General features: G+C 44.0%; 16 protein-coding genes and 1 pseudogene. 11 read left to right on the plus strand and 6 right to left on the minus strand.

The window, feature by feature from the left end; all coding sequences use genetic code 11:
- Positions 1-33: 33 nt before the first annotated feature.
- The 4 genes from btpA (at position 34) to QUA53_RS12405 (ending at position 5,411) form a co-directional block, all read left to right on the plus strand.
- Positions 34-921 (plus strand): photosystem I biogenesis protein BtpA, encoded by an 888-nt coding sequence (gene btpA / locus QUA53_RS12390; protein WP_333097725.1) that lies wholly within the window; start codon positions 34-36, stop codon positions 919-921.
- A 182-nt stretch (positions 922-1,103) separates the two neighbouring features.
- On the plus strand, positions 1,104-2,027 hold the full coding sequence (locus QUA53_RS12395; RefSeq protein ID WP_333097683.1) for a vitamin K epoxide reductase family protein: 924 nt from the start codon (positions 1,104-1,106) through the stop codon (positions 2,025-2,027).
- A 517-nt stretch (positions 2,028-2,544) separates the two neighbouring features.
- Positions 2,545-4,680: a CHASE2 domain-containing protein gene (locus QUA53_RS12400; protein ID WP_445304951.1), complete on the plus strand. Its 2,136-nt coding sequence runs from the start codon at positions 2,545-2,547 to the stop codon at positions 4,678-4,680.
- 470 nt (positions 4,681-5,150) lie between these two features.
- On the plus strand, positions 5,151-5,411 hold the full coding sequence (locus QUA53_RS12405; RefSeq protein ID WP_333097679.1) for a hypothetical protein: 261 nt from the start codon (positions 5,151-5,153) through the stop codon (positions 5,409-5,411).
- Between the two features lie 21 nt (positions 5,412-5,432).
- Here the strand turns inward: QUA53_RS12405 and nadB are convergent, their stop codons facing one another.
- The 4 genes from nadB to QUA53_RS29200 all read right to left on the minus strand — a co-directional run bounded on the left by nadB (position 5,433) and on the right by QUA53_RS29200 (position 10,056).
- A complete protein-coding gene (gene nadB / locus QUA53_RS12410) occupies positions 5,433-7,085 on the minus strand; it encodes an L-aspartate oxidase (RefSeq protein WP_333097677.1) in 1,653 nt (550 codons plus the stop codon).
- Positions 7,086-7,383: 298 nt separating this feature from the next.
- Entirely contained in the window at positions 7,384-7,818 is a 435-nt protein-coding gene (psbU, locus tag QUA53_RS12415) for a photosystem II complex extrinsic protein PsbU (protein ID WP_333097676.1), read from the minus strand.
- A gap of 252 nt (positions 7,819-8,070) precedes the next feature.
- The gene (locus QUA53_RS12420; RefSeq protein ID WP_333079327.1) at positions 8,071-9,030 is read right to left on the minus strand and encodes an adenylate/guanylate cyclase domain-containing protein; all 960 of its coding nucleotides are present in this window, start codon (positions 9,028-9,030) and stop codon (positions 8,071-8,073) included.
- Positions 9,031-9,627: 597 nt separating this feature from the next.
- Positions 9,628-10,056 carry a zinc ribbon domain-containing protein gene (locus QUA53_RS29200; RefSeq protein WP_445304950.1) on the minus strand — a complete coding sequence of 143 codons (429 nt, stop codon included), beginning with the start codon at positions 10,054-10,056 and terminating at the stop codon, positions 9,628-9,630.
- 947 nt (positions 10,057-11,003) lie between these two features.
- On the opposite strand from QUA53_RS29200, the pseudogene QUA53_RS12425 reads away from it, so the two are divergent.
- From QUA53_RS12425 to QUA53_RS12450, 6 genes and pseudogenes are all read left to right on the plus strand, one after another.
- Positions 11,004-12,365 (plus strand): annotated as a pseudogene (locus QUA53_RS12425) (non-ribosomal peptide synthetase); the annotation flags it as partial.
- Positions 12,345-13,868: a thioester reductase domain-containing protein gene (locus QUA53_RS12430; RefSeq protein WP_333097723.1), complete on the plus strand. Its 1,524-nt coding sequence runs from the start codon at positions 12,345-12,347 to the stop codon at positions 13,866-13,868. The pseudogene QUA53_RS12425 and the gene QUA53_RS12430, both read left to right, overlap by 21 nt.
- 179 nt (positions 13,869-14,047) lie before the next feature.
- On the plus strand, positions 14,048-16,894 hold the full coding sequence (locus tag QUA53_RS12435; RefSeq protein WP_333097673.1) for an ATP-binding protein: 2,847 nt from the start codon (positions 14,048-14,050) through the stop codon (positions 16,892-16,894).
- A gap of 48 nt (positions 16,895-16,942) precedes the next feature.
- Complete coding sequence (locus QUA53_RS12440; RefSeq protein WP_333097672.1) at positions 16,943-18,175, plus strand: response regulator; 1,233 nt, start codon at positions 16,943-16,945, stop codon at positions 18,173-18,175.
- A 559-nt stretch (positions 18,176-18,734) separates the two neighbouring features.
- Positions 18,735-19,526 carry an imidazole glycerol phosphate synthase subunit HisF gene (hisF, locus tag QUA53_RS12445; RefSeq protein WP_333097670.1) on the plus strand — a complete coding sequence of 264 codons (792 nt, stop codon included), beginning with the start codon at positions 18,735-18,737 and terminating at the stop codon, positions 19,524-19,526.
- Between the two features lie 433 nt (positions 19,527-19,959).
- Complete coding sequence (locus QUA53_RS12450) at positions 19,960-20,301, plus strand: low temperature-induced protein (protein WP_333084133.1); 342 nt, start codon at positions 19,960-19,962, stop codon at positions 20,299-20,301.
- A 161-nt stretch (positions 20,302-20,462) separates the two neighbouring features.
- Here QUA53_RS12450 and QUA53_RS12455 read toward each other — a convergent pair whose 3' ends face one another.
- On the minus strand, positions 20,463-21,479 hold the full coding sequence (locus tag QUA53_RS12455; RefSeq protein ID WP_333041096.1) for a sulfate/molybdate ABC transporter ATP-binding protein: 1,017 nt from the start codon (positions 21,477-21,479) through the stop codon (positions 20,463-20,465).
- 439 nt (positions 21,480-21,918) lie between these two features.
- Between QUA53_RS12455 and argC the strand changes: the two genes are divergently transcribed.
- On the plus strand, positions 21,919-22,977 hold the full coding sequence (gene argC / locus QUA53_RS12460; RefSeq protein WP_333071368.1) for an N-acetyl-gamma-glutamyl-phosphate reductase: 1,059 nt from the start codon (positions 21,919-21,921) through the stop codon (positions 22,975-22,977).
- A 108-nt stretch (positions 22,978-23,085) separates the two neighbouring features.
- On the opposite strand, the gene eno is transcribed toward argC, so the two are convergent.
- Positions 23,086-24,366: a phosphopyruvate hydratase gene (eno, locus tag QUA53_RS12465; RefSeq protein ID WP_445243280.1), complete on the minus strand. Its 1,281-nt coding sequence runs from the start codon at positions 24,364-24,366 to the stop codon at positions 23,086-23,088.
- Positions 24,367-24,505 lie beyond the last annotated feature (139 nt).

The following is a 24,505-nucleotide window of genomic DNA, read 5'->3' on the forward strand; positions in this document are numbered from 1 at the left end:
CCGTCAGTGAACTTGGTGGTTTCAGGAAAATCCGTGGACTTAAAACAAATATTCAAAACGCCGAATCCCATAATCGGTGTCGTACATTTACAGCCTTTGCCAACTTCTCCCCGCTGGGGCGGAAACCTCAAAGCTATTATCGGAAGAGCCGAGCAAGAGGCTACAGCGCTGGCTTCTGGTGGCGCAAACGGTATCATAGTCGAGAACTTTTTCGACGCTCCTTTTGCTAAAGACAGCGTAGATCCGGCTGTTGTAAGTGCCATGACTCTGGTAGTTGAGAGGCTAACAAATCTCGTGACGCTGCCGATCGGCGTTAACGTACTGCGAAACGACGCCCAAAGCGCGATCGCCATCGCCTCCTGCACAGGAGCTCAATTCATCCGCGTCAACGTCCTCAACGGCATCATGGCTACAGACCAAGGCTTAATTGAAGGCCAAGCTCACCAGCTACTGCGCTACCGCCGGGAATTGGGCAGCGATGTCAAAATATTAGCAGACGTGTTAGTCAAGCACGGGCGCCCCCTAGGCAGCCCCAACTTGACCACAGCCGTTCAAGAGACGATCGGGCGCGCTTTAGCCGACGCCGTGATCCTTTCCGGCTGGACAACTGGCAGCCCTCCCAATCTCGAAGACTTAGAACTCGCGAGTGCAGCAGCGGCGGGAATTCCAGTTTTCATCGGCAGCGGCGCCTCCTGGGAAAACATTTCCACCCTCATGCAGGCCGCTGACGGCGTAATCGTATCGAGTTCCCTGAAGCGAAACGGCCGCATCGAGCAGCCCATCGATCCGATCCGCGTCAGTCAGTTTGTAGAAGCCGCCCGCCGCAACTTGTCACAGAAAGAGCGCGAACAGGAAAACAGAGACGCTAATGGCTCAAGAGGGCCCACACCGGAACCGGGCAAACTTACAAGTAAAACGTAAAATGGGAATTGTTGACTGTTGACTGTTGGCAGTAGTCATTTGGCAGTTGGCAGTAGTCAGTAGTCATCAGTTATCGGTCATTAGTTAACAATTAACAGTCATTAGTCAACAGTCATTAGAACAGTCAACAGTCAACAGTCAACAGTCAAAAATTCCCAATTCCCAAATTACCAAATCAAAAAATGATTCGCCGACGTTCAACCCCTTGGATTCATCGCTGGTCTAGGACTCTGATGGCAGCGATCGCAGCCATAGGCGTCGTAGAAACGGCCTATCTCACGATCGCTAAATTCACGACTGGCTCGGTCATTTGTCCCACCAGCGGCTGCGACAAAGTTCTCAACAGTCCCTACGCTACAGTCTTTGGTACAGTGCCTTTAAGTTTGTTAGGCTGTCTGGCTTACCTGAGCATAGCAATCCTGGCATGGGCTCCCAAAGCTGTAAATCCCGACACCAAGAAAGGACTGCACTCTCAACTAGAAAACAAAACTTGGCAAGCGCTATTTATCATCACCGCTGCGATGGTAATTTTCAGCAGCTATTTGGTGTATTTGATGGCTTTTGAAATTCAGGAACTGTGCATTTACTGCATCACTTCTGCCTTATTTTCGCTGTCGCTGTTTGTGCTGGTGCTAGTCGGGCGCGAGTGGGAAGATATCGGACAGTTGGTGTTTACAGGCATTTTGGTGGCAATGGTGAGTTCGATCGGTGCCTTGGCACTTTATAACAGCGTCAACTCACCTGCTCCTACTGTCTCTACCCCCGGAATTTTACCCCCTGCAGTCACTACAACCTCCGGCCCTGCAGAAATTGCTTTGGCCCGCCACCTCCGACAAATTGGCGCTAAAGAGTACGGCGCTTATTGGTGTCCCCACTGCCACGACCAAAAAATGCTGTTCGGCCAAGAAGCAGCCAAAATAATTGATTATTTTGAATGTGATCCCAGGGGGCAAAATTCCCGTGCTGAAATTTGCCAAGCTGCTGCTGCGAATGTTAAAGGTTTCCCGACATGGGAGATTAATGGTCAGTTTTATTCGGGGACGCAATCTTTGAATAAACTCGCTGATTTATCTGGTTACACCGGCCCGCGCAACTTTCAAAACTAACAGGAAATTTGGAGATTTTAGATGACAGATTTTAGATTGATGGGCAAGAAATATCCTAGTTTTTAACTCTGTTTATTTTTGGCTCGTGCTGCGAAATTAATCTAAAATTTGCCATCTATGTATAATCAATAAAAATATAGTAAAAATTAGTGAAAACAAAAAAATCAACCAGTTGTGGGTTTCTGGTATTTAGATCGGTAAATAACTACTAAAAATTTTACATAAAAATGCAAGAAACCGGGTTTCTGCTTCCAGAATGATTTTTGAAATGACATATTTTGGTTGTAAAACCCGGTTTCTGCTCTTGGAGTCCGATCGCACCGAAAAACCAAAAAATTGGATAATCTAAAATCTAAAATCGACTCGCCCGCACCGAAAAACCAAAAAATTGGATAATCTAAAATCTAAAATCTAAAATCGACTCGCCCGCACCGAAAAACTAAAAAATTGGATAATCTAAAATCTAAAATCTAAAATCGACTAGGAGATGTAAAACCTATAGTTAGTAGTAGTTTAGATGCTCACAGGGCGAGGCCCAAATCCCCAAAATATGCTAAAAACTATCAAAAAATGGGTCGATAGAGAACGCCGAGTATTGATTACTGCAAGTGCCGTTGCTAGTACGGTTATTGTAATGCGCTGGTTCGGATTTTTTCAGGTGTGGGAATGGGCTGCTTTCGACCACTTTGTGCGCTGGCGGCCGGCCGAACCCATTGACTCGCGCATCGTCATTGTAGAAATTAAGGAGGCTGACTTGCAAAAATACGGCTACCCAATTTCGGATGCTGTCTTGGCCCAACTGCTGCAAAAATTGCACGCTGGCAAGCCGCGGGCGATCGGCCTCGACGTTTACCGAGATTTGCCAACTCAACCGGGTAACGCAGACTTGCTCAAAACTTTTAAAACTATTCCCAACTTAATCGGCATTGAGTTGATGCCAGACGAAACCAGGCTCGGAGTTCGCCCGCCTCCGGTACTTGACAAGCTCGATCGAATTGGTTTCAACAATGTTGTGATCGACGCTGACTCAAAAGTGCGGCGAACTTTGCTCTATGCTTGGCCCGGAGACGGCAAAACTCATCAAAGTTTCGCACTCCGACTGGCTTTGCTTTACCTCAAAAGCGAAGGAATTTCTCCTCAACCAGCAAGAATCAATCCTAAATACTTGCAGTTAGGCAAGGGGGTTTTTCGGTCTTTTCAACCGAATGATGGTGCTTACGTTCGATCGGACAGCCGTGGCTATCAAATTTTGACCAACCTGCGCGGCCCGCGAGGCAGTTTTCGCACTGCATCGATGAGTGATTTGCTCTCTGGCACAGTACCTGCGGATTTTGTACGATCGCGCGTTGTCTTGATCGGCTCAAATGCCCCCAGCCTCAGAGACTTTTACCAAAATGCTTACAGTTCCGGTTGGTTTGGTCCTCCCCAACAAATACCGGGAGTCGAGCTTCAGGCTCATTTCTTGAGCCAAATTTTGAGTGCGGCCCTCGACGGGCGCGGGGGTATCAATGTCTGGCCAGAGGCTGCAGAGTTGCTGTGGATTTTACTGTGGTCTTGGGCTGGAGCAAAGGTGAGTTGGAATTTGCGATCGGTTGGTCGATCGGCTTACTGTTTATTAAGTATCTGTCTAGGCCTGAGTACGACTTTATACTTAGTATTCTTAGCAGGTTGGTGGCTACCGTTAATTCCTCCAATCCTCAGTCTTGTGGGTTCTGGCGCAGCAGTTGTGGGTTATCTGGCTCACTTGCAAGAAGAATTAAAACGGTCTAAAGAATTTTTACAATCGCTAATCGATACAATTCCAGACCCCATTTTTGTCAAAGATCGAACTCACCGCTGCGTAGTTTTGAATCAGGCATATTGTCGGTTTATTGGCTATCCTTTAGAAATTTTAACTTGCCGAACCGATTACGATTTATTTCCCCACGCCGAAGCCGAGATATTTTGGCAGCAAAACGAATTAGTATTTCAAAATCATCAGCCGCGAGAAAATGAAGAATATTTTACTGACGCTCACGGAATTACGCATTTGATTGCGACTAAAAGATCCCTACATAAAGATGCTGCAGGCAACCTATTTTTAGTCGGAGCAATTAGAGATATTACCGAGCGCCAACTTCGGGCAAATGCTCTCGAACAAAAAAATGCTGAGCTCAGCCACCAAGCTTATCACGATGCTCTTACCGGCTTGCCCAACCGCCAAATGTTCTACGAATGCTTGCATAAGTCTCTAGAAATAGCCTCCAGCACTCAGGAATTGGTAGCTTTACTCTTTTTAGATTTAGATGGCTTTAAGTCAATCAACGACACTCTTGGACACAATGTGGGTGATTTACTCTTAAAAACAGTTGCCAGTCGGCTCAAAAAATGCTTGCGTGGCAGCGATACAATCTCGCGGTTGGGCGGCGATGAGTTCACAGTCATTTTGCCTGCAATTCCCGGTCGAGAAGAAGCTGCGAAAGTAGCGGAAAAAATTTGCGACGCCATCATGCAGCCTTTTATTTTAGAAGAACATACAATTTCTGTAACTACAAGTATTGGCATTAGTTTATATCCCATTGACGGTCAAGAGCCCGAAATTTTAGTCAAGAATGCCGATGTTGCGATGTATCGTGCTAAGGAACGCGGGAAAAATCAATATCACTTTTCTTAATTAAGAGCCATTAAAAACCTAATGCACCAGTAGGTAAATTTCCCACACTTTGCTTTATAAGTCATTTGTAAATATTCAACCTTTTATCTAAAATCTCAATTATTTTAGACAAAATTTGAGCCATTTTTAGATATCAAACCCTAATAGGGTCGTGAGGGGGATATTATTTTAAACGTCCCCTATGTACCTAACTTAAAAATAATAGCTCGATTCTTAAACTGTAAGGCCTCTAGGCTTTTTAAAACCGTTCAAGAAAAGGTCCAAATTAGTGAAACCTCAAATCTCAACTCACTTAATTTAAAATCCTCTAATTTGTCATCTGCCATTAGATATACTTAGCAAAATATAAAACTTATGAAAGTTAATTAAAGTAAATGTAAAGATATCAGTGGAAATACGGAAATTGATAGATATAATAGGTGGTATAGACGTGGATCTATTGCGGTGATTTGAATAAGGGTGTGAATACTATGCGTACTTTGATTCAGCTTACAACAACGGCAACCCTGGCGGCCTGCCTGCAAGTGAATATAGTCGGCACCGCAAATGCGGCTCGACTTGCCAGCAACTCAACTAGCAATTTCACAAAAGCCCCTAGTACGGGCGAGAACCCAACGCCATCGACCCCCAGAGTTTGGGCAGTTACACCAACCTATAGGTTTGGAAATCCCCAAAAATACGAACCACCCCCGAACGGGAACCCCGAAAGTGACGGTACGGGGACGCGCTGACCCCAAATTTTCAATAAATTTTCAATCTTCTATTCGCGGAGATTTGTACCAATTCGATTGGTTAATTAAAGTATGGCTGCACCAATCCGGATCGGTGAGGGGATAGTCCACTCGGTAATGACCGCCGCGACTTTCGGTGCGAAACGCAGCACTTTTGACAATTAAATAGCCAATATCCAATAAATTCCCCACTTCTCCCCAATTTCGCAAAATCGAGCTATTCTCCGCCTCAGCAGGGGAAAAATCAATAATTTGTCCGGGCTGTAAATTGTCAAGCGTTTGACTCAAAGGCAATGAAGCAAATTCTTGCCGCCAAATCTCAAGTTGGACGATCGCACTTTCCAAATCGCGTTGTCCCCGGCAAATTCCCGCACTCTGCCACACCAAATTCGGCAATTCGACTCGCAACTTTTCGATCGCCTCAATGTCCTTTTCAGAAATCGATTTTTCCAAGATTTCCCCCGCCTCGAACTGATCGGCGAATGCCTCGGGCCTTCCACCTTCTAGCTGCAAAAGTCCCATCTGCGCCCCAAAAACCAGACATTCCAGCAGCGAATTGCTCGCCAACCGATTAGCGCCGTGTACCCCCGTGCTCGCAGTTTCTCCCACCGCGTACAAACCCGGAATCGAAGTTTGGTTAAACTTGTCAGCGACAATTCCTCCCATCCAATAATGGGCGGCGGGCGTCACCGGCACCGGTTCGGAAAAAATATCAATTCCCCAATCAGCGCACACTTGAATAATATTGGGAAACCTGTAGCGCAGTCGATCGACCGCAATCGGCCGCAAATCCAGCCAAACATGAGGTTCCCCCGTCTTCTGCAAGTGGCGGAAAATAGCGCGGCTGACAACATCTCGAGGGGCGAGTTCCCCGCTGGGGTGAGAGTCAAAAGCAAAGCGATATCCCTTACTGTCAACCAAATGAGCTCCTTCTCCCCGCACCGCTTCGCTAATGAGAAACCGAGGCGCGCCCACTTTGCTGAGTGCCGTCGGGTGAAACTGCACAAATTCTAAATCTCGCAGCAGCGCCCCGGCGCGCCAAGCAATTGCTACCCCGTCCCCGGTACTTACCGACGGATTGGTAGTTTGAGCAAAAACCTGTCCGCCGCCGCCTGTTGCCAGCACTACGGCTTGGGCCCGCAGCCACTTGACTTGTGAGCCGCAAATCGAGCTAATCCCCTGACAGCGCCCGGTTTCGTCTAGCCACAGACTCAAAGCAAAGGCAGGGGATACGAGTTGAATGTTTTTGCGGCTCAATACTTTTGCTGTCAGCGTACTGATAACGGCTTTGCCTGTAGTGTCGGCGGCGTGGAGAACTCGGCGGCGGGAGTGGGCTGCTTCTAGGGTGAGGGCTAAATCTGGGCCGGTGCGATCGAATGCAACGCCCATTTTCACTAGGGAGTCAATGCAGGCTGAAGCTTCATCAACTAAAAATTTCACCGCATCCAAATCGCAAAGACCGGCTCCCGCAGCCAGTGTATCCTGAACGTGCAGTGCTGCGGAATCTTCAGGGGCGATCGCTGCGGCAATCCCTCCTTGAGCCCAATCGCTGGCAGAAACAGGTAGGGTATTTTTATTGATCAAGCCCACCTGCAAATGCTCTGGCAGGCAAAGTGCTGTGTACAAACCCGCCGCGCCAGCACCTATTACCAATACGTCAAATTTGTCAGTCATAAGTCTGCCGCCAGTCAATTTTAGATTTTAGATTTTAGAATTGAATCTACAGATGAATCTGGGGACTGCAACTAATGTCAGTCAAGGGATTGTAGATTTTAGATTTTAGATTTTAGATAAATCTGGGGAAACCGCTTATTTAAATCTAGGGAATTTGGGTCGGCTTTTGCCGAATCATGGTTTAAACTAAGTGTTCAGAAATTAAAGGCAGAAGTCATCAGCCTGTAGAAAAAATTTTTTCTTTCTGCCGAATGCCTTCTGCCAAATGACTTCTGCTTCAAATGAGACCCGCTGCTACCTAGTCGTAGAGACCATTATTCAACCGGTTGTCTCCTTCAATAAAGACTGATTCAACATCAGTTACGGTGAATTTGTCCATGTTAGCTTGCAGCACTTTTTTCTGAGCATCCGTCAAGTCTGAAATATTGAGTACGTCCTCAACATTTTCGTAAGGAGCATTCTTAATAATTAGTCGAGCTAAAGTGGGATACAACCCTCGAAATTCCCGAAAGTCCCGGACGGCGCTGTTGTTCAAATCAAGTTTTTTGCCGTATTCTGTGGCAAGCTTCTCATCGGCGCGATTGGTTCTAGCCGGAGCTTCAACAGCTAGGAGCGAGGATGATGGCAAGACGATGCGGCTTAATGACGCCGCCATCGCGCTTTGGTCTCCAGCCCATGCAAAGCAGCCCAGCACTAAGCCCAATACTGCCAATAGACGACCCAATCGTTTCATGAAGTTTTGTCTCCCAATTTCATACACAGCATTTATGTAGAGACTACCATTTTGCTTATGCAGTTTTTCAGATAAATCCGCAATAGGTAGAGGGATGTTATAAACTTTACATCTGGGTCTTGACAAATATGAATATATATGATAATGGTCGAGTTTTAAGCATCCCAGGCAAATTTATAAAAGGCAGTCCAAATTAAAAACTCGAACTACCATTTTCAACGGTTAATTTTTGCCCTGCACCCCATTTTCTAGCTATCGAGAACTCTTTCCTTTCCTTTTGAGAAAAGCGTTCAAGTCAGCATAAGTACCAGCGTAAGTCAGGCTGGGAGTGTCGTAACCCTTCAAAGCCACGGTGTGCGGCTCGAAAGCGCCCTCTGCCCCCAATTGCGTCAGGTATTTGTAGGTCGTTTCTCCCACAGCGATATCCTTGCCGAGTTGCTTAGTGCAAGATTCAAGGCGAAATGCTGCGTTTACAGTATCTCCCAAGGCGGTATAGTCCGATCGGTCGCTGCTGCCAGAATTTCCCACCATTGCATAACCAGTATTGATTCCGGCCCCGACTCGCAAAGGAAAAGGTAGGGGGTAACGGCTGCTGAGTTCATCTGTTGCCTTGTGCAATTCGCTCAAAGCTTGGCAAATCCGCATCATTTCCTCGCTGCTAACACCGCTGGTTTTGTGGAACCAGACGGCCATGATGGCATCGCCGATGTATTTGTCCACCCAACTGCCATGTTCGCGAATAATCTGTCCTGCTTTGCGGAACCAATTGCCGATGACTTCTGAAAGGAGGGTTTCGTCTAGCTGTCTAGTCAAAACTGTAAAGTCTCGGATGTCCATTACCATGACGCTAATCAGGCTACGCACCGTCAAAGTCGCCGTAAAATCTTCAGAGTCTGTCTCGTGTATTGGATCGTGTCGGTGTCCGGCGGTTGGGTTGTAGAAGTCCAATTCGGTTTGACCGAAAATAATCCGATCGCCATTTCTGAGAGTTACAGGAATACTGACCCGCCGCCCGTTGACAAACGAACCATTGCGGCTGCCCAAGTCGATCAGGTAGAACTCTCCTGTCTCCATCTGCTGTAACATCGCGTGATTACGGGAAATCCAGCGATCTGTCAGTACAAAATTATTGTCATCGCTCCGCCCTACTGTCCAGCAATTGCTGCCGGAGAGCGGCAAGTAGCGATTGCCGCCTTCTGTGCGAAGTACCATATGTGGATTGGGTTGCACTCGTCACAACAGTCCTAGAAACGACACAAAATTAACCGATTTGAGATTTGAGACTTCAGATTTTAGATTTTTTAGTCCATCGTCGATGCACCTAGCCCCTGCAGGATTTCAGAACCATAAATTCGATCGAGCGAGCGAAGGTATTTATGATTCGATCTACCGAAGCAGACAGTAAAAACATACTGTCTACCAAGATTGTACCTGATAATACTGCCTGCCCCAGAGCGGAGACAACTTTTATTTATTTTGATGGACCATAAAAAAGTGGGAAAATGGCTCTCTGACTAGGCTGCTAGCGTGTAAACACAAGTCCGAAATCTTGCCACACTATTCCTGAAACCCAAGTTTCGCATGAATCTCAGAAAGGAAGCTTATTTTCATGAATTTTAAGTTATTGATTCGGCCAAACGAGAAATCAAGATTTTAGGAAACAGGGTTTCTGCAATATGGGTCAGCGATCCACTTGTCTGTATAAGGTAGAGCTAGGCGTGGGGTAGGGGGGTGAGCTGGTATGCAGCTCCAGAGTTCTGTGCACTACTCCCTCTGGTGTAAGCTTCCAATTTCAACCGGAACAGCCACTCATACCGAAGATTTCCTTCCAAACGTCGAACTTCCATTCCGTTCATGGGCAGTAGTGCTAGTTCCTAACGCTAATAATCCCAGCTCTTCATCGCCAATAATGATAGCAGAATTCACATCTCTATCGTGCTTAATTTTGCAGTTGGAACAAGTCCAGCTACGTACTTCCAACGGAAGGCTACCCACCTGATTCAGACCTACGTGGCAACTCTTACTCGATGGTGCAAAAAAACTACCAGTCTCTAGGTAATTTTTACCGTCTCTTTCAGCCTTGTATTTCAACGTTCGGGTCAAAATTGACCAGCAGCAATCGCTACTTTTTTGGGATAGAATTTTATTTAACCAATTTATTAACTGCCAGCTTTTCAACAACGATGACTTGGTTTTCCTGCACCAATTTTGGAGATATTTTTTCCGGTCATTACTCACGAGCGTTTGCCTTTTTTTTGTGAGTAATGACCGCTAAACTGGCTGTATTGCGAGGATTTTAATCTTGATGTTTGCGAAATAGTTTATACTGCTTACGGTTTATATTTTTAGAAATTATGGTTTATTGTAGTAAAAACAACCCCCAGCTTTCCTAGAAAATGGAGGAATTTATCACCACCAAAAATTTGTACTTTTTGTGGGGTACTGAATTGATTGGTCTGCCTTGACTAGAAATTCGGGAAAGATGCCCGTCCTTCAAAGAAGCTGATGAATGCTGTGCATAGGTTTAGTGAACTCAAATGATGTAGTTTTGGGTGACAGGGCAATCGCATATGGTAAATAGCAATTTGTGAAGCCAAACTGAGCTAGCGGGGTAACAAGTAAGCTGGAAAACTTGCCAGGCAATGGTTTGAGGGAACCGTGTCTGAGCGCTGATATTTTTTACTGTGCATTGTGCGATCGTTACGATCGCCATTCTTGCCGGGAGCAATAATCATTCTAAATTAACCATTTTTCTCAGTATTTTTACTCAGAAATCCGACATCAATTCACCCCCATCAGCTCGAAATAACCGATGTGACAGTTGAGGGTGCGGAAGGGAATTATAAATTTACCTAAATTTTCCTTTTCTTCCGGATGAACATAGTTAGGTCTAGTAAATTATGTAAGCCTATGTCACGACCAAAAGTTTGGTGTTATTGATTACTGCCTTTGCAAGCAAAATAAAGACGGTCAAGCACCAGCAAGGGCTAGCTAATCAATGCTTAACATCCTACAGAGCGTCGTGAGCTAGGTTCGTAATAACTTATTTATCAATATTTGTAATGACCGCCATCGAAAAAGTCTGCATTCATAAGTTAGTAGAATCACAAGTAAGGCAAACACCAAATGCTATTGCTGCTATTTTCAAAAATGAGCAAATAACTTATCAATAATTAAATAATAAAGCCAATCAATTAGCACATTATTTGAAAAGCTTAGGAGTTAATTCAGAGACGCTTGTTGGAGTATGCGTTGATCGATCGCTGAATATGTTAATCGGACTTCTGGGAGTCTTAAAAGCCGGTAGTGCTTACGTCCCTCTTGACCCAACTTATCCCGAAGACCGGTTAGCTTTTATGTTGGAAGACTCCCAGCTTCCGATACTAATTACCCAAACCCATCTTCTCAGCTCCCTACCTAAAAGAAATGGTATGCGAGTGGTATGTTTAGACTCAGATTGGCAAGAAATTGAGCAATTCAGCCCAGATAATTTAGATAGCGAAGTCACGCCAGATAATTTAGCCTATACAATATATACATCTGGTTCAACTGGTAAACCAAAAGGCGTGCAAATTATTCATGCTGCTGTAGTCAATCTTCTTCTCTCGATGAAAGCAGAACCAGGATTGACAGAACAAGATGTACTACTAGCAGTCACTACGATATCTTTTGATATTGCTGTTTTAGAACTTTTCTTACCGTTAATAGTTGGTGCTCGCGTTGTGATTGTTAGTCGCGCAGTCGCCATCGATCCAATGAAGTTATCTAAAACCATCACTGAATCGGGCGCTACAGTCATGCAGGCAACCCCTGCAACCTGGAAAATGCTATTAGCCGTTAATTGGCAAGGCGATCGCAATTTAAAAATTCTTTGTGGAGGAGAACCTCTCAATCGACACTTAGCTAATCAATTGCTAGAGCGAAGTTCCTCCCTTTGGAATATGTACGGCCCGACTGAGACAACTATTTGGTCAACCATTCATCAAGTAGAAGCAGGTGAGGAAACTATACCAATTGGTCGCCCCATTTTAAATACTCAAATCTATCTGTTCAAGTATCCACGCCATTCTCACAACGATAATCTTGAGCTTGTTACTGACGGATCTGAGGGAGAGATTTACATTGGTGGTATGGGAATAGCAAGAGGTTATCTTAACCGTGCAGAGATAAATCAGGAAAGGTTTATTGATGATACTTTTAACAATGAACCGGGTGGTCGTCTTTATAAGACAGGTGACTTAGCTCGTTATCTTCCAGACGGTAATATTGCGATTATTGGGCGCAGTGATTACCAAGTCAAAATTCAGGGACACCGAATTGAATTAAAAGATGTTGAAGCAGCATGCTTCGACAATCCTGCGGTAAAGGATGTGGTAGTTGTTGTTAGTAATAATGCTCATGAACACGATTACTTAGTTGCTTATGTGGTGTTGAATTCACCAGAATTAAAGCAGAGTTCAGCAGCCTTTCGAGCAATGCTCAAAGAAAAATTGCCTGAGTACATGATTCCTGCGCTTGTGGTCTTTATGGATGCTTTGCCATTAACACCTAATTGTAAAATAGATCGGCAAGCACTACCGGCACCAACTCTTGATAATGTTGAAAAATTTGTTGCTCCACGCACGAAAATAGAGAAACAATTGGTTGAAATTTGGGCCTCTGTTTTAGGAGTGCAAATTGGCATACATCAAAACTTTTTTGAGTCAGGCGGAAATTCATTACGCGCCGCCTTATTACTAAATCGAGTATCGCAAGCTTTCCCAGTGGAATTATCTTTAGATTGCCTGTTCAAATCTCCGACAGTTGCTGGGTTAGGTGAAGTAATTGAGGCTGTGCAGTCGGCGGGGTCTACGGCGATTTTTGAAACAAATATAGCTGACTTATCGGCTGATGCAGTCTTAGATGAAACTATTCACCCATTGACAATTACCAGATTCAGACCGAAGCACATTTTCTTGACAGGGGCAACGGGTTTTGTTGGTGCTTTTCTATTGCATGAATTGTTGCTGCATAATCCCCAAGCGACTATTTATTGTTTAGTTCGTGCTGATAATTTGGAATTCGCAACCTCTCGACTGTGTAGCACTCTGCAAAATTACGAAATTTGGGAAGAAGACTTTAGTAGGAGAATTATCCCCATAATTGGAGATTTATCCAAGCCATTCTTGGGACTATCGACACCAAATTTTAGTGAATTAGCAGATGTCGTTGATGTGATTTATCACTGTGGTGCTTATGTCAATTTGGTTTATCCCTACACTGCGTTACGGGATGCCAATGTGGGCGGGACAAAGGAGATATTGCGTCTAGCCACCATGACTAAAATTACACCTGTCCACTATATTTCTACTCTGGATGTCTTTCAAGCATCGAACTATGATGGTATCAAAGTAATTGCCGAAACAGATGATTTACTTAGTGCTGAAGGATATTCCGATGGTTATGCTCAAAGTAAATGGGTGGCTGAAAAATTAGTTATGGCTGCCCGCGATCGCGGTTTACCAGTTTCCATCTATCGCTTGGGAATGGTGACAGGTCATAGCAAAACAGGTGCTTTTCAACTGAGTAATACGATTTGTTTGATAATCAAGGGCTTGATTCAATTAGGGTATGGCCCTGAATTAGATATCAAGATGAGTCTCGCTCCTGTGGATTATATAGTTCAGGCGATTCGGTATTTATCGCATCAACCAGAGTCTCTTAACAAGACATTTCATGTCTTAAGCCCCCATGTATTACCAATGAACGAACTTATCTTGAATCTTAACACCCTTGGTTATGCCCTCCCTTCTATTCGTTACCCGCAGTGGCAGGCAAAACTACTCAATATGTCTCCAGACAATGCTTTAACTCCGATGGCTTCTCTATTTGTCAAAAAAATATCTCATAGCCAAAAAACTTTTATCGAGACAACATCTTTTGTCTATCAAAAGTTTGACGACCGCAACACTCAGGATGGACTGGTCGGTACTGATATTCTCTGTCCTCCCATTAATGAGTCCGTATTAAATGCTTATTTATCCTATTTCCATCGTCAAGGTTTTCTGTGATATAGTAAAACCAAATAATGATGGATCTAAATATTGTATAGTAGTGAGCAGTGCGTACCCCATTCAGGGGGTAAAATACAGGGCAATTACTACAAAAAGCTCAGTATTAATTAAAAATTATTAGAGAATAACAAAGAAAATAGTCGGTTAACAGAGTTTGATTTAACTTTACTAAAAAAATGAAAATAAATTTGTTTTCCACATTAAAATCATCTGACTCTATCATCTCCCAAACTCGTAACAAAAAAAATCGCTCCCAAGAATCCCTGACCAAACAAACACTCTTGAAGATAGCTTTTGGCATGGGGATGGTTGTTGTCGCATCCACCGCTATTAGCTATTTCCAAATAATCTCACGGATTACTGCTAATTCACTCACGCAGTTAGAGCAATACATGGAATTACGCTCTAAACGCGAAAGAGCAATATTTACCTTAGCTGAAGATAACCATAAGTTGCTTAAACAAGCTTTATTAGAGCAACTAAAAGCAGAAGTATATCGCGACCCAAAAGCTGAATTCGATCAAAACTTTGTCAAATATCCAGATGGCTCAATTCGCAATCGCCCTGAACTATTTCAAATCGACAAGACTGGGGGATTGTTCCTCGGTAAAAATGTTAATGTTGATACTGAGATGCAGCGACGAATAGTTGCTTTATATAAAACAATAAATGCTTATGGCCCAGCATGGCGCAATCGCTTTGCTAACACCTATACGCAAATTCCTGAGAATGGTATGATCATGTATATGCACCAGTATCCCTGGTCGCTAAAAGCACCTTCTAGTGAATCGTTTCGCGTCACAGATGATGAGTCATTCCAAATTACCCGCCCTATCTACGATCCAGAACGCAAAACAGTCTGGACAGGCATATATTACGACCAAGTAGCTGTAGCTTGGATGGCATCCTGTGTGACACCATTAGATGTGGATGGCAAGCATATTGCTACAATCGGGCATGATATTTTAATAGAGGATTTGCAGAAACGGACTATTAATGAAGGACTCAAAGGCACATACAACATGATTTTTCGAGCCGATGGGCGGCTAGTAGCTCACCCAGAACTTATGCAAAGTATTCAAAAGGGAAATGGACAATTCTCCATCGCCCAATCAGGAGATGCTCATCTGCGGCGAATTTATGAATTAGTCACGACTCATAAACAGAAAAATATGATTATTGACAATCCTGACTATGATGAATACTTGGGTGTTACTAAAATTGATGAGCCAAATTGGTACTTGGTCACAGTTTTCCCCAAATCTCTGCTAACCCAAGAAGCCTTAGCTACTGCTCGCATGATTCTAGTGCTAGGGCTAAGTGCATTACTGATTGAAATTATTATTGTATTCTTAATTTTAAGGCGAGAAATTTCTACACCACTCAATAAATTAATGGCGGCAACTGAGAGTATTGCTGCTGGCAATCTTGATGTTCAAGTTAATGTAAACCGCCAAAATGAATTGGGTCGTTTGGGATATTTATTTAACAAAATGGCTCAGCAAGTCCGCGAATCTTTTGCCGCGCTTGCGAAAACCAATGAGGAATTGGAACTGCGAGTTGAAGACAGAACTGTAGAGCTTAAACACGCGAAAGAAATTGCCGATACTGCTAACCGTGCTAAGAGCGAGTTTCTAGCTAATATGAGCCACGAACTACGGACACCTCTCAATGGTATCTTAGGATATGCCCAAATTCTCCAGCGATCGAAACACATAGTTGAGTCCGATCAAAAAGGAATTAATATTATTAACCAATGTGGCTCCCACCTACTGACTCTGATTAACGATATCCTTGATTTTTCTAAAATCGAGGCCCAGAAAATGGAAATATATGCGACAGATTTTCATTTTCCCGCTTTTCTGCAAGCAGTGGTTGAAATTTGTCGGATCAGGGCATATCAAAAGGGAATTGATTTTATCTATACCATCGAAGGTAAACTCCCAGTTGGGATTTTTGCGGATGAAAAACGATTGCGACAGGTATTGATTAACTTATTAGGCAATGCTATTAAGTTTACGGAACAAGGTAGTGTGAAATTGATAATTACTTCAAAACTCTTGGAAGATGAGGTCAGGCAACTACCTTTGTATCGAATTATATTCCAAGTTGAAGATACGGGAATTGGGATATCAAGCGATCATGTTAAAAATATCTTTTTGCCCTTTGAGCAGTCGGGTAGTATAAAGAAGCAATCAGAAGGGACTGGACTAGGATTAGCTATCAGCAAAAAAATTGTTGATATGATGGGAAGTACCTTGCAAGTTGAAAGTGAATTAGGAAAAGGTAGTGTTTTCTGGTTTGAGATAGATTTACCCGAAGCTAAGGAATGGGCAAAAAATTCTAAAAGTTCTGAGCAGGGTGTTATTATTGGTTTAAAGGGCGATAAGCCAAAAGTTCTAGTAGTAGATGATCATTGGGAAAACCGTTCGGTTATTGTCAATTTACTCAGCCCTATTGGCTTTATACTTTTTGAGGCTGAAAATGGTCAAGAAGGACTGGATAAAATTGCTGAGGTTCAGCCCAATCTGGTTATTACAGATATTGTTATGCCGATTATGGATGGCTATGAAATGGTTAAAAGTTTGCGTAAATTAGCATCATCGGCTAATTTATCAGTTATCGTGTCTTCAGCCAGTGTATTTGAGTCAGATCTCCAAAAAAGTATAGAGATTGGAGCTAATGAATTTTTGCCCAAACCTATCGAAGCTGATAGCCTGTTAAATACGATCAAATCTCTCCTGAAATTAGAATGGATATATGAAGATAAATTACAACCGCAAAGCACAAGAGAATTGACAAAACAAGTGGTTGAGATTGTGCCACCTTCGCAGGATGACTTGCTAATCTTGTATAATCTTAGTCGTAAGGGATTAATTAACGATTTACTACAAGAGTTGACGAGGATTGAACTGATAGACAAGGAGTTTATCCCTTTTATTCAAAATCTGCGCGAATTTGCTAAAGCTTTTAAGCTTAAACAGGTGCGAACTTACATAGAGCAATTCCTAAATACTCCCTAGCCCCAAAATTTTTGTAAATTTATGTATCCCATACCCAGTAAATTATGTATGACTGAAAACTCAGACAATCAATCTATTTTGATTGTAGATGATAATCCCAATAACCTAGAACTTCTAGCCCACATATTGACCGACGTGGGTTATCAAGTATCCGTTGCTATTGATGGTGAAACTGCGATTGAACAAGTAGAATATCATCCGCCAGAACTAATTTTATTAGATATAATGATGCCGCCCGGTATTGATGGCTTTGAGACTTGCCGACGATTGAAAGCTAATCCCTTAATCTGCGAAATTCCCATAATTTTTTTAAGTGCTTTATCTGATTCCCATAATAAAGTCAATGGATTATCTGTAGGAGCAGTTGATTATATTTCTAAGCCTTTCCAAAGTGAAGAAGTTTTAGCGAGAATTAGAATTCATTTAAAATTATATAATCTAACTAAAAAACTAGAACAACAGAAGCAACTACTAGAAGAAAAAGTTGAATTACGGACTGTGGAATTATTAGCAGCTAAAGAAGCCGCCGAAGCAGCCAACATTGCTAAAAGCCAGTTTCTCGCTAACATGAGCCATGAACTCCGCACCCCTCTCAATGCGATTATTGGCTATAGCGAAATGTTGCAAGAAGAAGCCGAAGATTTAGATCAAAATTTTTTTATCCCAGACCTGAAAAAAATTAACGGTGCAGGCACACATTTACTTGGACTAATTAACGACATTCTTGACTTGTCCAAAATTGAATCGGGGAAGGTTGAACTTTACTTAGAAACTGTTGATATCTCACATTTAATTAGGGAAGTCATCATGATGATTAAGCCCCTGGTGGAGAAGAATGCTAATATATTGGTAGTTCACTGTGAAGACAATTTGGGAGATATGAAAACCGACTTAACTAAGGTACGTCAGAGCTTATTTAATGTGCTTAGTAACGCCAGCAAATTTACAAAAAAAGGTCAAATTACTATTAAGGTAGAAAAAAAATATAGAAAAACTGAAAGAGCCGATGGACAAGAACATAAATCAGCCATTCCGTATATTTTATTTAAGATAAGTGATACTGGCGTTGGTATAGCTCCAGAACGAATAGAAAAACTGTTTCAACCATTCACCCAGGCTGATGCTTCAACTACACGACAGTATGGGGGTACTGGATTAGGGTTAGCAATTACTAGAAATTTGTCTCGGATTATGGGTGGAGATACGTTGGTTGAAAGCGAGGTTGGTAAGGGTTCTACTTTTACTATTATACTGCCTGCAGAAGTGATACTCCCAAAGTAAAACCAGCGATCGTAATTGCACTGTAACAAACAATTTTTATAAAAGTGCCTATTTTACATCCCCATTCTTATGACCATCAGCGATTTTAAGAAATCGGGTAAAACAGCAAGAAGCTGTGGCGTGTCAAAGTCCATTCCAGCAGAAATGTTTTGAATAATTTTAATAATTTTTTAGCATACCCCGAATCGGACTGATTGAGGTCTGTTGTTCTCAGATTAACTGTTGGTGAGGAGCGTAGGGAACCACTAAGAGTAAAAATCCTCTATCCTAGAGTAGGTGCTAAATGCCATAGATCTCGCTTTTGACTGCTTGGTTATGGCAAGCGTTGCGAAATTTATGATGATTTATCAAATTTTTAAAACGAATTTTATTTATGGTTACCGTCTCGTGATAGCTGAGAGATTGGTTATTTCTTGCCTGTCTAACTCGTTCTCCAGCTAGGAGTAAAGACCACAAGGAGGACGGAAAAAAACCACCCTGGCTTTCATCCCACCGCTAAGATGAGTACAGTTATCGCGGGGCACTTCCCGCCGAGTAAGTTAAATAGGAAGAGAATTGTATGTTGGCGAAAAGAATTTTACCTTGTCTGGATGTGAAAGCCGGTCGCGTGGTCAAAGGTGTCAATTTTGTCAATCTTCAGGATGCTGGCGATCCGGTAGAAATGGCTCAGGTTTACAATGATGCGGGTGCTGACGAGTTGGTATTTCTGGACATTACGGCGACTCACGAAGACCGGAATATTATGATTGATGTGGTGTACCGCACGGCCGATCGAGTATTTATCCCTTTGACGGTGGGCGGCGGCATCCAATCTTTAGACACCATTAAAAGTTTATTGAGGGCGGGCGCTGATAAAGTGAGTATTAATTCGGCGGCGGTGCGCGATCCGAGTTTAATTGACAAAGCCAGCGATCGATTTGGCAATCAGTGCATTGTAGTGGCGATCGACGCTCGCAAACGGCAAGACGCAGATAATCCTGGTTGGGACGTGTACGTGCGCGGAGGGCGAGAAAATACCGGCAAAGATGCGATCGCCTGGGCCAAAGAAGCCGAACAGCGCGGCGCCGGTGAAATTCTGGTGACAAGCATGGACTCGGACGGCACTCAAGCCGGTTACGATTTGGAATTAACTCGAAGCATTGCCGAAATTGTCGAAATTCCGGTCATTGCTTCCGGCGGCGCCGGCAACTGCCACCACATCTACGAAGCCGTGACTGAGGGCAAAGCAGAAGCAGCCCTGCTGGCTTCCCTGCTGCATTACGGGCAACTCAGTGTAGGAGAAATTAAAACTTATCTAGCAAAATTTCAAGTTCCCGTGCGACAGCAGCAGCCATTGGTTATTAGTCATTAGTCAGTGGATAGTCGGGCGCATCTCATATCTTGCAACATTTTCCACAAACCGCTCTGCGGTTTCACTCAAGCGCCCTCTCACATTGCAAACAGGCTAAATAAACCCGCCCCCACCCCACGATAAAATCAGTTACTGACATTGATACTGCTATGTGAGGCGCCTCCGAAGGCACTTGTAGAGAGTTTTTTTGCTTCTACACAAGTGCCTTCTACATAAATCTCTTGGGGCGACCGACGCCACTCAACTAGAAATATTCCCTGAGAAGGATTTCAAATACCAGCTTTTTCAGCTAAATATTATATATTAACTCAATTTGAAAGAAAGCAACGGTTGCTTTTATCAAAATAGAGTTAAAGATTGTGCAGAATATGAGTGAGCTTCATCCTGTTAACAATCTTAGCGATCAAAACTTCTAAAAACGGAGAAATTTTGTATGTCTTTTATCAGCTTTAACTTCCCTGCCAAGCGTTTAGTCCGCACTTTAATAGCTGTTTGTTTTTGTGCCTTGATGTTTGTTTCTAATGCTTTTCCCGCTTTTGCCGTTACTAGCAGCCCCACCAAAGGTGAAGACCAACTTTTAGGGATTGAAAAAGAATCTCAAGAAGCTGTACTCAAAAAACCAATGTCCTTGGAAGAAACTCAAGAGAAAGCCAGCAAAGGACCCAACGAAGTTCAGGGAGACGCTGACATTGAAAAAATGAAAAATCCTTCCAATACACAAGCTACATCCTTTGAGCAACAAGTCAAAAAAGCTGTCAGCAAGATTAAAGACTAACTCAGCGCGCAGTAGTCACCGGACAGTTGTCTGTATAAAAGATTAGGGACACGGCGCGGTGCCGTGTCCCTATAATTTTTTTTGTAGAAACACCGCACCGCGCCACCTCCTTGGAAAAGCCGTATCCAATCTAAATTTAGCTTTAGTTTTCAGAATTGGTGTTAGATGGAATAAAAAAGTGGAAAGGACTTGGCATCTTTTGGCTTTACAAAAACTCTTTGCTGGGGCTGCAAGTTCAAGCTATCGAATCTTTCTCTAGTCAAATTAGCGTTTACTACTTGACCGTCATCTAAGGTTAATTCTACCTGAATTTCCCATCCCAAATGAATCAAGCGACTGATTCTGGCAGGCACCGTTGCACTATTTTCTGTAGTTTCAATTACTACATCGTGAGGGCGCAAGAAAATCTCTGGGTTGGCTGAGTCAAACCCGTTGTCTTGAAACATTCTTGAACTGCTGGGCAATACATTGACTGGGCCGATAAAACTCATTACGAAAGCACTAGCTGGATGGTCGTAAATTTCTGCGGGTGTGCCGACTTGTTCGATTTTACCTTTATTCATTACTGTAATTCGATCGGCAACTTCCATCGCTTCTTCTTGATCGTGCGTCACAAAGACTGTGGTAACGTGAACTTCGTCGTGCAGCCGCCGCAACCAAGCACGCAAATCTTTGCGAACTTTGGCATCGAGAGCTCCAAAAGGTTCGTCTAGCAGTAACACTTTCGGTTCCACAGCCAGGGCTCTGGCGAGGGCCACCCGCTGCCGCTGGCCTCCTGAAAGTTGCGACGGGTATCTATCGCCCAATCCTGCCAATTGCACTAAATTCAACAATTCTTCTACCCGCGATTTGACTTTCGCGGGTGGTGTTTTCTGAATTTGCATCCCGAAAGCGATGTTTTTTCGCACTGTCATGTGCTTGAATAGCGCGTAGTGCTGAAACACGAACCCAATTTTGCGGTCTTGGACGCTAGTATTGGTGGCATCCTGGCCTGTTAGCCAGATTTTGCCGGAGTCGGGCATTTCTAAACCGGCAATCAGTCGCAGCAGTGTAGACTTGCCTGAACCAGACGGGCCCAGCAATGCGACTAGGGAACCCGATTCAATTTCTAAGCTGACTCGATCGAGTGCTTGGAAACTGCCAAACTGTTTTGATACGTTTTCTACAACTATGCCCATAGGTAGGAAGAAGGAAGGGGGAAGACGGAAGAGGGAACAAGCAAGAGGGAAGAAGCAAGAGACAAGAGGCAAGAGGGAAAAATTTTAATCTCCGGTTTGTGGATGGGTTAAAGTAAGTTTTTTTATAGCACGATCGCACATCAGTTTGTTAATTTTAGGGTTTTGGCGATCGGTCAGTCGATTTTAGATTTTAGATTTTAGATTTACTTGCACCTTTGAATTTGGAAGATGGAACTTTGGTCTCAAGTTTGGGACTCTCCAGGAAAGGAGTCCGGGCTTTCCATCCGTTTTTGGGCGGGGTCAAACAGCCGAAAATTAACAAAAATGCACCTCCAACACAAAACAACACAATTCTTTGCCACCAAAGTTGGCGTTTGGTACTACAATGCAGCAAAAGTTCAAGCGTTTTTGACTTCAACGGCTGAGGGGATAAAGGAAAATGGGAGATGTTGGACGTGTGCCTGTAGGAATTATCGGCGCTTCAGGGTACGGCGGCGTGCAACTTGTGCGACTGCTGGCGGATCACCCAGCGGCTGAAGTAGTGTATTTGGGTGGGGATAGCAGTGCGGGAAAACCTTTTTCCAGCCTTTATCCGCATTTGACTAACTGCATTGACTTGACTGTGGAGGCGATCGACTTAGACAAAATAGCGGCAAAATGTGAAGTTGTGTTTCTGTCGCTGCCGAACGGTTTAGCTTGCAAAATGGCACCGACGCTGCTCGAAAAAGGCTGTAAAGTCTTGGATTTGTCGGCTGACTACAGATTTGAAAATCTGGAAACTTACAAAGCTTGGTACGGCGGCGAGCGATCGGACTCATCAGTGGCTGCAACGGCTGTTTACGGTTTGCCAGAATTGTATCGCGATCGAATTAAAGACGCTCAGTTAGTAGGCTGTGCGGGCTGCTACGTCACTGCTAGTTTGTTAGCCCTGGCACCTTTGCTAAAACAAGGCCTCATTGTGCCAGAAACAGCAATTATAGACGCCAAATCCGGTGCTTCGGGAGGGGGCCGGAAAGCCGAAGTTAATCTCTTATTAGCTGAAGCAGAGGGTTCTCTGGGTGCTTACGGCGTTGGCCGCCACCGTCACACGCCAGAAATCGAGCAAATTTGCAGCGATTTAGCGGGACACGATATTAAAGTTCAGTTTACTCCCCACCTAATTCCGATGGTGCGCGGAATTCTGGCGACTGTTTATGCAACTTTGCGCGATCCAGGTTTGGTGCGGGAAGATTTAATCACAATTTTCAGCGCTTTTTACCGCAATTGTCCTTGGGTAAAAGTGTTGCCTGCTGGAGTTTATCCGCAAACAAAATGGGCTTGTGGTACGAATCTTTGTTACATCGGCATCGAAGTCGATCCGCGTACTGACAGGGTGATTGTACTGTCGGCGATCGACAATTTAATTAAGGGACAAGCCGGTCAAGGCATCCAGTGCATGAACTTGATGATGGGCTGGGAAGAAACTTTGGGCTTGCCACAATTGGCTTTCTATCCTTAATTGGTAATTGGGCATTGGGCATTGGGCATTGGGCATTGGTAATGAAAATTAAAAACTAACCGATTACCGATTACCAATTACCCATTCCCAATTACCAATTACCAAGTGTTATTTAGGTCCGTAACCGATCGACCCAGCATAAATTGCCCGATCGCCCAATTGGTCTTCAATCCGCAATAAACGGTTATATTTGGCAACTCGTTCGCTGCGACACAAAGAACCAGTCTTGATTTGACCGGCGCGAGTCGCTACCGCTAAATCGGCAATTGTGGTATCTTCAGTTTCACCGGAACGGTGGCTGATGACTGCTCGATAGCTGTTCCGCTTGCCCAGGTCGATCGTATCCAAAGTCTCTGTCAAAGAACCAATTTGATTCAGCTTAATCAAAATCGAATTGCTAGCTTTCAAATCAATTCCTTTTTGCAGCCGCGTGCGATTAGTAACAAACAAATCGTCACCTACCAACTGAACTTTGCTGCCCATTTTCTGCGTCAGCGCTACCCAACTGTCCCAATCGTCTTCGTGCAAACCATCTTCAATCGAAATAATCGGATATTGACTCACCAAACCATCCAAATAATCGATTAATTCTGCCGGCGAATGAGCCACACCGTCGTAAGTGTACTGCCCATCTTTGTAAAATTCGCTAGCAGCAACATCCAAAGCCAAAGCAACTTGTTCACCCGGTTTGTAGCCAGCTTTTTCAATAGCTGCAATCAACAAATCCAAAGCTGCTTGATTGGATTTCAGATTAGGCGCAAAACCGCCTTCATCACCCACACCAGTCAGCAAACCCTCAGCTTTTAAGACTTTACTCAAGGATTCAAATACCTCTGCACCCCAGCGTAAAGCTTCTTTAAAAGAAGGCGCACCCACAGGGACAATCATAAATTCTTGAATGTCGACATTATTGTTAGCGTGAGATCCCCCGTTGATCACGTTCATCAAAGGCACGGGTAAAACGTTAGCTAAGGGGCCGCCCAAGTAGCGGTAAAGGGGGAGTCCTAAAGTTTCGGCGGCCGCCTTTGCTGTGGCTAAGGAGACTCCGAGAATGGCATTTGCGCCGAGGTGGGATTTGTTAGGGGAACCGTCCAAGTCAATCATGGTTTTGTCTACGAGTGCTTGGTCGATCGCATCGAGATTAGCCAAAGCGGGGGCAATTTTGTGCTCGACGTTAGAGACGGCTTTCAGGACGCCTTTACCGCCGTAACGGCTTTTGTCGTCGTCGCGGAGTTCGTGGGCTTCAAAAGAGCCTGTAGAGGCGCCGCTGGGGACTTGGGCGAGCCCCACAACACCGTTGGCTAGGTAAACTTCAGCTTCAATGGTGGGGCGGCCGCGGGAGTCGAGGATTTCTCTGGCTTGAATAGATTCGATCGCAGTGTCTAGCATATTAATTATTCCCGACTTAACTCAAGGTTTCATGACAATTAGCAGTCTCTGGGTTTTCCCACGCTGACTGCTGACGGGTAATAGAGTACGCGATCCCCAGAATTATTGGTACACAGTTCAAAATATTTGCGGATTTGGA

Origin of the sequence: Microcoleus sp. Pol12B3, from assembly GCF_036701355.1 — a bacterium.
GTDB lineage: Bacteria > Cyanobacteriota > Cyanobacteriia > Cyanobacteriales > Microcoleaceae > Microcoleus.

Coding starts and splice junctions, on each gene's coding strand:
- QUA53_RS12395 (WP_333097683.1), top strand. CDS start 1,104: ATGATTCGCCGACGTTCAACCCCTTGGATTCATCGCTGGTCTAGGACT.
- QUA53_RS12400 (WP_445304951.1), top strand. CDS start 2,545: ATGCTCACAGGGCGAGGCCCAAATCCCCAAAATATGCTAAAAACTATC.
- QUA53_RS12405 (WP_333097679.1), top strand. CDS start 5,151: ATGCGTACTTTGATTCAGCTTACAACAACGGCAACCCTGGCGGCCTGC.
- nadB (WP_333097677.1), bottom strand. CDS start 7,085: ATGACTGACAAATTTGACGTATTGGTAATAGGTGCTGGCGCGGCGGGT.
- psbU (WP_333097676.1), bottom strand. CDS start 7,818: ATGAAACGATTGGGTCGTCTATTGGCAGTATTGGGCTTAGTGCTGGGC.
- QUA53_RS12420 (WP_333079327.1), bottom strand. CDS start 9,030: ATGGTACTTCGCACAGAAGGCGGCAATCGCTACTTGCCGCTCTCCGGC.
- QUA53_RS12430 (WP_333097723.1), top strand. CDS start 12,345: ATGGATGCTTTGCCATTAACACCTAATTGTAAAATAGATCGGCAAGCA.
- QUA53_RS12435 (WP_333097673.1), top strand. CDS start 14,048: ATGAAAATAAATTTGTTTTCCACATTAAAATCATCTGACTCTATCATC.
- QUA53_RS12440 (WP_333097672.1), top strand. CDS start 16,943: ATGACTGAAAACTCAGACAATCAATCTATTTTGATTGTAGATGATAAT.
- hisF (WP_333097670.1), top strand. CDS start 18,735: ATGTTGGCGAAAAGAATTTTACCTTGTCTGGATGTGAAAGCCGGTCGC.
- QUA53_RS12450 (WP_333084133.1), top strand. CDS start 19,960: ATGTCTTTTATCAGCTTTAACTTCCCTGCCAAGCGTTTAGTCCGCACT.
- QUA53_RS12455 (WP_333041096.1), bottom strand. CDS start 21,479: ATGGGCATAGTTGTAGAAAACGTATCAAAACAGTTTGGCAGTTTCCAA.
- argC (WP_333071368.1), top strand. CDS start 21,919: ATGGGAGATGTTGGACGTGTGCCTGTAGGAATTATCGGCGCTTCAGGG.
- eno (WP_445243280.1), bottom strand. CDS start 24,366: ATGCTAGACACTGCGATCGAATCTATTCAAGCCAGAGAAATCCTCGAC.